The sequence below is a fragment of the Gemmobacter sp. genome (genome assembly GCF_016792925.1).
Taxonomy (GTDB): Bacteria; Pseudomonadota; Alphaproteobacteria; order Rhodobacterales; family Rhodobacteraceae; genus Gemmobacter.
In genome coordinates this window covers 1-6,542 of the sequence record NZ_JAEULU010000206.1, presented here as the reverse complement: position 1 = coordinate 6,542, position 6,542 = coordinate 1, and the positions used below count along the sequence as shown (strand labels likewise).

The following is a 6,542-nucleotide window of genomic DNA, read 5'->3' as shown; positions in this document are numbered from 1 at the left end:
GCGCCATGTGGTTGAACTGCAAGAGAAATACAAGGTGCTCAGCTCTGAGGTCGAGGTCCAGCTGATCTCGACCCAGATCGGCAATCTGGAAACCCAGCTCTCGGCGGACCGGCTGTCGCTGCAACAGATGCAAAGCAATGTGCGCCCCAATCAGGCCCGGATGGAGCCGCTGAAACGCCGCATCACTGCGCTGGAAAGCGAGATCGCGCTGCTGCGCTCCAAACTGACCGAGGAAAGTGGCGGCGCCGAAAGCCTTGCTGTGGTGCAGGGCGAATTGCTGGTGGCGCAATCGGATGTGGAGACCCGGCGTCTCTTGCTGGCGCAGGCCTTGCAGGCGATGGAGACCTCCCGCATCGAGGCCAACCGTCAGACCCGCTACCTGTCGAATTTCGTCAGCCCCGTCGCCCCGGACGAGGCCGCCTACCCACGCGCCTTTGAATACTCGGTGGTTGCGCTCCTGATCTTTGGCGGTATCTACCTGATGATCTCGATGACCGCCGCAATCCTGCGCGAACAGGTCACGGGCTGAGGAGTGGATGATGAAAACCGTATCCTTTGGCGGCTTGACCGTCGGCAATGACCAGCCCTTGCTGGTGATCGCAGGGCCCTGCCAGCTGGAAAGCCTGGACCACGCCCAGATGATCGCGGGCCGCATGGCCGAGGCCTGCAAGGCCGCGGGCGCGCAATATGTGTTCAAAGGCAGCTTTGACAAGGCCAACCGCACCAGCCTGAAGGGCAAGCGCGGTCTGGGCATCGAGGCCGGTTTGAAGGTGATGGAGGCGATCCGCGCCATGGGCCTGCCGGTGCTGACCGACATCCATGACGAGGCGCAGGCGCGCGAGGCCGCCACGGTCGTCGATGTGATCCAGATCCCGGCCTTCCTGTGCCGCCAGACCGATCTGTTGCTGGCCGCAGGCCAGACCGGCGCTGTGGTGAACATCAAGAAGGGTCAGTTTCTGGCGCCCTGGGATATGGGCAATGTCGCCGACAAGGTGGCTTCGACCGGCAACGAGAAAATCCTGCTGACCGAACGCGGCGTCAGCTTTGGTTATAACACGCTGGTCGCCGATATGCGCAGCCTGCCCACCATGGCCCGCACCGGCTGGCCGGTGATCATGGACGCCACCCATTCGGTGCAGCAACCCGGCGGCAATGGCGGCAGCTCGGGCGGCCAGCGCGAATTCGCCCCGGTGATGGCGCGCTGCGCCGTGGCCATCGGCATCGCCGGGGTGTTCATCGAAACCCACGAGGCCCCCGACACTGCCCCCTCGGATGGACCGAACATGATCCCGCTGGACCAGATGCCCGCATTGGTCGACAGCCTGATGCAGTTCGACCGCTTGGCCAAAGCCGATCCGCTGCGGGTGTAAGACCTTGACCAAAAACAAAAAGCCGCTCAAAAGAGCGGCTTTTTGTTTGGCGCACCCAGCACGATTCGAACGTGCGACCTTTGCCTTCGGAGGGCAACGCTCTATCCAGCTGAGCTATGGGTGCCTGAGCGTCTGAATAGACGAAGCCGCTGCGGGGCGCAACCGCAAATCAGGCGAAAAGATCGTGACAAAGCTCCAGCGCGTCGATCAGCTTGTCGACCTCGGCGGGTGTGTTGTAGAGGCCGAACGAGGCGCGACAGGTGGCCGAAAGACCGAAATGCTGCATCAGCGGCATGGCGCAATGGGTGCCCGCGCGCACGGCGATGCCCTTCTTGTCCAGCACGGTCGAAATGTCATGCGCATGGGCCTGACCTTGCAGCGTGAAGGAGAAGATCGCCCCCTTCCCCGCCGAATCGCCCTGAATATTCAACCAGTTGAGCCCGGAAAGCCGCGCGCGGGCATAGTCGCGCAACTGGCGCTCATGCGCGGCGATATTGGCCATGCCCAGACCCGTCAGGTAATCCAGCGCCACGCCAAAGCCGATCTGCTGCACGATCCCCGGCGTTCCGGCCTCGAATTTCATCGGCGGATCATTATAGATGACCGCCTCGCGCGTCACCTCGCGGATCATGTCGCCGCCACCGAGGAAGGGGCGCATCTCTGCCATCCGCTCCGGCCGGATATATATCGCGCCCGAGCCGGACGGACCATACAGCTTGTGCCCAGTGATCGCAAAGAAATCGCAGCCCATGGCCTGCACATCCACCGGCATATGCACCGCCGATTGCGAGCCATCGACCAGAACCGGCACGCCCTTGGCCCGGGCGGCGTGGCAAATCGTCGCCACATCCACCACAGTTCCGGTGACGTTCGACATCTGCGTGATGGCCACCAGCCGGGTGCGCGGGCCGATCGCGTCGATCACCGCCTGCGGGTCCAGATCACCGTTCAGATCGCATTCGACCCATTTCAGCACGACCCCCAGACGCTCACGCAGAAAATGCCACGGCACGATATTGGCGTGATGCTCAAGGATCGACAGCACGATTTCATCACCGGCCTGAAAGCGCGGCGCGGCCCAGGCGTAGGAGATCAGGTTGATCCCCTCCGTCGTGCCCGTGGTGAACACGATGTCATGCTCGGAAGCGGCATTCAGAAAGCGCGCCACCTTGCCCCGCACCGCCTCATATTTCTCGGTCGCGAGGTTGGAGAGGTAATGCAGCCCACGATGCACATTTGCATATTCTTGCGAATAGCTTTGCAAAATGGCGTCAATCACCACCTGCGGCTTTTGCGCACTGGCCCCATTGTCGAGATAAACCAAGGGCTTGCCGTTCACATGACGGCTGAGGATCGGAAAATCGCCCCGGATCGTCTCGACATTGAACATCGTCATTCCCCTTGTTCGATGACGGTCAGCCCCAGCAGCCATTGGAACAGAAAGGCCGCAAAAGCCACGCCGCCCGTCACTGTCAATTGCAGCCCCGGCCCGATCAGCGCCGCAACCATCCCCACCAGCAGCACGAAAGGCGTCACCGCGACCAGCGCCCAGAACAGCGCCAACCGCGCCCCATACCAGGTGCCCTGCCCGCCCATGGCCTTGCCCACCAGACGCGACAGCGCCGCCAGCCCGTAAAACAGCGGAATGGTGGCCAGTAGCCCAAGCGCCTTGGCCAGCAGCTGCGGCGCCATCGGCACCTCCGGGTTCAGGGCGGTCACCCGCGCCGCCCCCGGATATTGGGCGATGAAAGCGATCAGCAGGAACACGAACAGCAGGCTGAAGGCAAAGGCCTCGGACCGGCCGCGCGCCAGATGGCGCCGCAGCACCTGCCGCGGACGCCGCCAGCTTTCGACAATATCCGAGGTGACCGCCATCAGCTTTCGTGCCGCGCCAGCCAGTTTTCCAGCCGCAGCCGGATGTCCTCGGCAATGGCCTCATCCTCGATCTCGGCAATCGCCTCGGCCAGGAAAGCCAGCACCAGCAGCGATTGCGCCTGCCGCAGCGGCACCCCGCGCGAGCGCAGATAGTAAAGCGCGGTCTCGTCAATCGCGCCGGAGGTAGAACCATGCGAGCATTTCACGTCATCGGCATAGATTTCCAGCTCGGGCTTGGCGAGGAACTGGCTCGCCTCATCCAGCAGAAGGCTTTGCGAAATCTGGTAACCATCGGTCTTTTGCGCGCCTTGCTTGACCAGAATCTTGCCCTGAAACACCCCGACAGCGCCGTTTTTCAAGACTTTCTTGAACACCTGACGGCTTTCGCAGCGCAGCGCGGCATGGGTCACGAAAACCGTGTCGTCATGGTGGAAATCGCCATCGCCCACGGCGGCCCCGGCGACATGCGCCTTGGCGTCATCGCCGGTCAGCTCGATCACCGCCTCATTGCGGGTCAGCACGCCATTGGCGGTCAGCGTGAAGGATTTGAACAGCGATTCCGCCCCGAGACGCGTGAAGATATGCGTCACGGTGCGGCGCTCGTGGTCACGCCCCTGCGCGCGGATGTGGTGGAAGCGGGCGCCATCGCCGATCTCGACCTCCAGCACCTGATTGAAACGCGCCGCAGCCGGACCGTTTTCCAGCAAGGTGAACTCGGCCCCGGCATCCAGTTTGATCACATGATGCAGGATCGCGTCCGAGGTCTCGTTCTGATGCAGATAGATCAGGTTCACCGGCTTGGCCGCGCGCCCGGTCACATGGATCAGCACGCCGTCGCGGGCCGCTGCGGTGTTCAGCGCCGCGAGCGGACGCTCCACCGGGGTCTGGCCGCGCGATTCCAGCACACCATAAAGCCCCTGAGCCCAATGGATGTCTTTGACAACGCTCAGGAATTCCACACCCGCCGCAGCCGGATCATCCGATTGCGCCGCATCGAACACGCCATCGACAAAGACCAGTTTCACGCGGTCGATCCCGTCGAACAGCGGCGCCTCATCACCCGCATCAAACAGCGCGGCGCCCGATGGCATGGCCGACGTCAGCGTGGCCGGATCGGTATAGCGCCAATATTCGTCGCGCTTGCCCGGCAGACCCATGGCCCGCAACCGTGCCAAGGCATCGGCGCGCGCCGCAGCGGACCAACCACCCATGGGCAGCTCAAGCGCCGCCAGCCGGGCCTCGGCCGCGTCAAGTTTCGCTTGCGCCAAAGCCATCACAGCACCTCGGACAGGATGCCGGCATAGCCGTTATTCTCGACCTCGAGCGCCAGTTCCGGCCCGCCGGTCTTCACGATGCGACCATCGGCCATGATATGCACCACATCCGGTTTGATATGGTCCAGCAGGCGCTGATAATGGGTGATCACAAGGAAGCCACGGCCTTCGCTGCGCAGCGCGTTGACGCCCTCGGCCACCAGTTTCATCGCATCGACATCCAGACCGGAATCGGTCTCGTCCAGGATGCACATCTTGGGCTCCAGCATGGCCATCTGGAGGATTTCATTGCGCTTTTTCTCACCGCCCGAGAAACCCACATTGACCGGGCGCTTCATCATCTCGGCGTCGATCTTCAGCGATTTGGCCTTTTCGCGCACGACCTTGAGGAACTCGCCTGCCGACATTTCCTCCTCGCCGCGCGACTTGCGCTGTGCGTTCACGGCGGTGCGCAGGAAGGTCATATTGCCCACGCCGGGGATCTCGACCGGGTATTGGAAGGCCAGGAACAGACCCGCCGCCGCGCGCTCTTCCGGCTCCATCTCCAGCAACTCGGCCCCGTCGAGGGCGGCCGAGCCGTCGGTCACCTCATAGCCGTCGCGGCCCGACAGCACATAAGACAGCGTCGATTTGCCCGAACCGTTCGGCCCCATGATCGCATGCACCTTGCCCGCTTCGACGGTCAGGTTCACGCCTTTCAGGATCACCTTGTCATCTTCTTCAAGTTTGACGTGCAGGTTTTTGATTTCCAACATTTTTCTGATCCCGTATCTCAGCCGACCGAGCCTTCGAGGCTGATCGCGACGAGGCTTTGCGCCTCCATTGCAAATTCCATCGGCAAAGCTTGCAAAACCTCTTTGCAAAAGCCGTTGACGACGAGGGCCACCGCCTCCTCCTCGTCCATCCCGCGCGAGCGGCAGTAGAACAGCTGATCGTCATCGACCTTCGAGGTGGTGGCCTCGTGTTCGACACGGCTCGAATTGTTCTTCACCTCGATATAGGGCACGGTATGCGCCCCGCATTTGTCGCCGATCAGCAAGCTGTCGCATTGCGTGTAATTGCGGCTGTTCGTGGCCTTGGGATGCATGCTGACCAGACCGCGATAGGTGTTCTGCGCGCGGCCCGCGCTGATCCCCTTGGAGACAATGCGCGATTTGGTGTTCTTGCCGAGATGCACCATCTTGGTGCCGGTATCGGCCTGCTGGGCATTGTTCGCAATTGCAATAGAATAGAACTCACCCTGGCTGTCATCGCCGCGCAGGATGCAGGACGGGTATTTCCAGGTGATCGCCGAGCCGGTCTCAACTTGCGTCCACATCACTTTAGACCGCGCGCCCCGGCAATCGGCGCGCTTGGTCACAAAGTTGTAGATGCCGCCCCGGCCCTCTTCATCGCCCGGATACCAGTTCTGGACGGTGGAATATTTCACCTCGGCATCGTCGAGGATCACGATCTCGACCACGGCCGCATGCAATTGATGCGTATCACGTTTCGGCGCGGTGCAGCCTTCCAGGTAACTGACATAGGCGCCCTTTTCGGCGATGATCAGCGTGCGCTCGAACTGCCCGGTATTCTCGGCATTGATGCGGAAATAGGTCGAAAGCTCCATCGGGCAGCGGGTGCCTTGCGGCACATAGACAAAGCTGCCATCCGAGAACACGGCGCTGTTCAGCGTGGCAAAGAAATTGTCGCTTTGCGGCACGACCGAGCCCAGATATTTCTGCACCAGCTCGGGATGTTCGCGCACCGCTTCCGAGATCGAGCAGAAAATCACGCCCGCTTTTTTCAATTCTTCCTTGAAAGTGGTGCCGACCGAGACGGAATCGAACACTGCATCCACCGCCACCTTGCGCGGCTCGTCGCTGCCCTCGACCCCGGCCAGCAGCATCTGTTCCTTCAGCGGAATCCCCAGCTTGGCATAGGTCGCCAGCAGCTTGGGGTCCACCTCATCCAGGCTTTTGGGCTTCACCGCCATGCTTTTGGGTTTGGCGTAGTAATACTGGTCCTGATAGTCGATCTCGGG

6 protein-coding genes, 1 tRNA gene and 1 pseudogene are annotated in these 6,542 nt (G+C 61.9%); 2 read left to right on the top strand and 6 right to left on the bottom strand.

The genetic code is table 11. The features are described 5' to 3' along the window. Positions 1-529, top strand: a pseudogene (locus JNN06_RS09800) (capsule biosynthesis protein); the annotation flags it as partial. A gap of 10 nt (positions 530-539) precedes the next feature. Further along, positions 540-1,370, top strand: a complete 831-nt coding sequence (gene kdsA / locus JNN06_RS09795; RefSeq protein WP_291239406.1) for a 3-deoxy-8-phosphooctulonate synthase — start codon at positions 540-542, stop codon at positions 1,368-1,370. Between the two features lie 47 nt (positions 1,371-1,417). Here kdsA and JNN06_RS09790 read toward each other — a convergent pair. The 6 genes from JNN06_RS09790 to sufB all read right to left on the bottom strand — a co-directional run. After that, a tRNA-Arg gene (locus JNN06_RS09790) sits at positions 1,418-1,494 on the bottom strand. Positions 1,495-1,539: 45 nt separating this feature from the next. Then, a complete protein-coding gene (locus JNN06_RS09785; RefSeq protein ID WP_291239407.1) occupies positions 1,540-2,760 on the bottom strand; it encodes a cysteine desulfurase in 1,221 nt (406 codons plus the stop codon). 2 nt (positions 2,761-2,762) lie between these two features. Next, the gene (locus JNN06_RS09780; protein WP_291239405.1) at positions 2,763-3,245 is read right to left on the bottom strand and encodes a YIP1 family protein; all 483 of its coding nucleotides are present in this window, start codon (positions 3,243-3,245) and stop codon (positions 2,763-2,765) included. After that, on the bottom strand, positions 3,245-4,519 hold the full coding sequence (sufD, locus tag JNN06_RS09775) for a Fe-S cluster assembly protein SufD (RefSeq protein WP_291239404.1): 1,275 nt from the start codon (positions 4,517-4,519) through the stop codon (positions 3,245-3,247). Before sufD ends, JNN06_RS09780 begins: the two co-directional genes overlap by 1 nt. Continuing rightward, positions 4,519-5,274, bottom strand: a complete 756-nt coding sequence (gene sufC / locus JNN06_RS09770) for a Fe-S cluster assembly ATPase SufC (RefSeq protein ID WP_291239403.1) — start codon at positions 5,272-5,274, stop codon at positions 4,519-4,521. Before sufC ends, sufD begins: the two co-directional genes overlap by 1 nt. 17 nt (positions 5,275-5,291) lie before the next feature. After that, a partial coding sequence (gene sufB / locus JNN06_RS09765) for a Fe-S cluster assembly protein SufB (RefSeq protein ID WP_291239402.1) occupies positions 5,292-6,542 on the bottom strand: 1,251 nt, incomplete at its 5' end.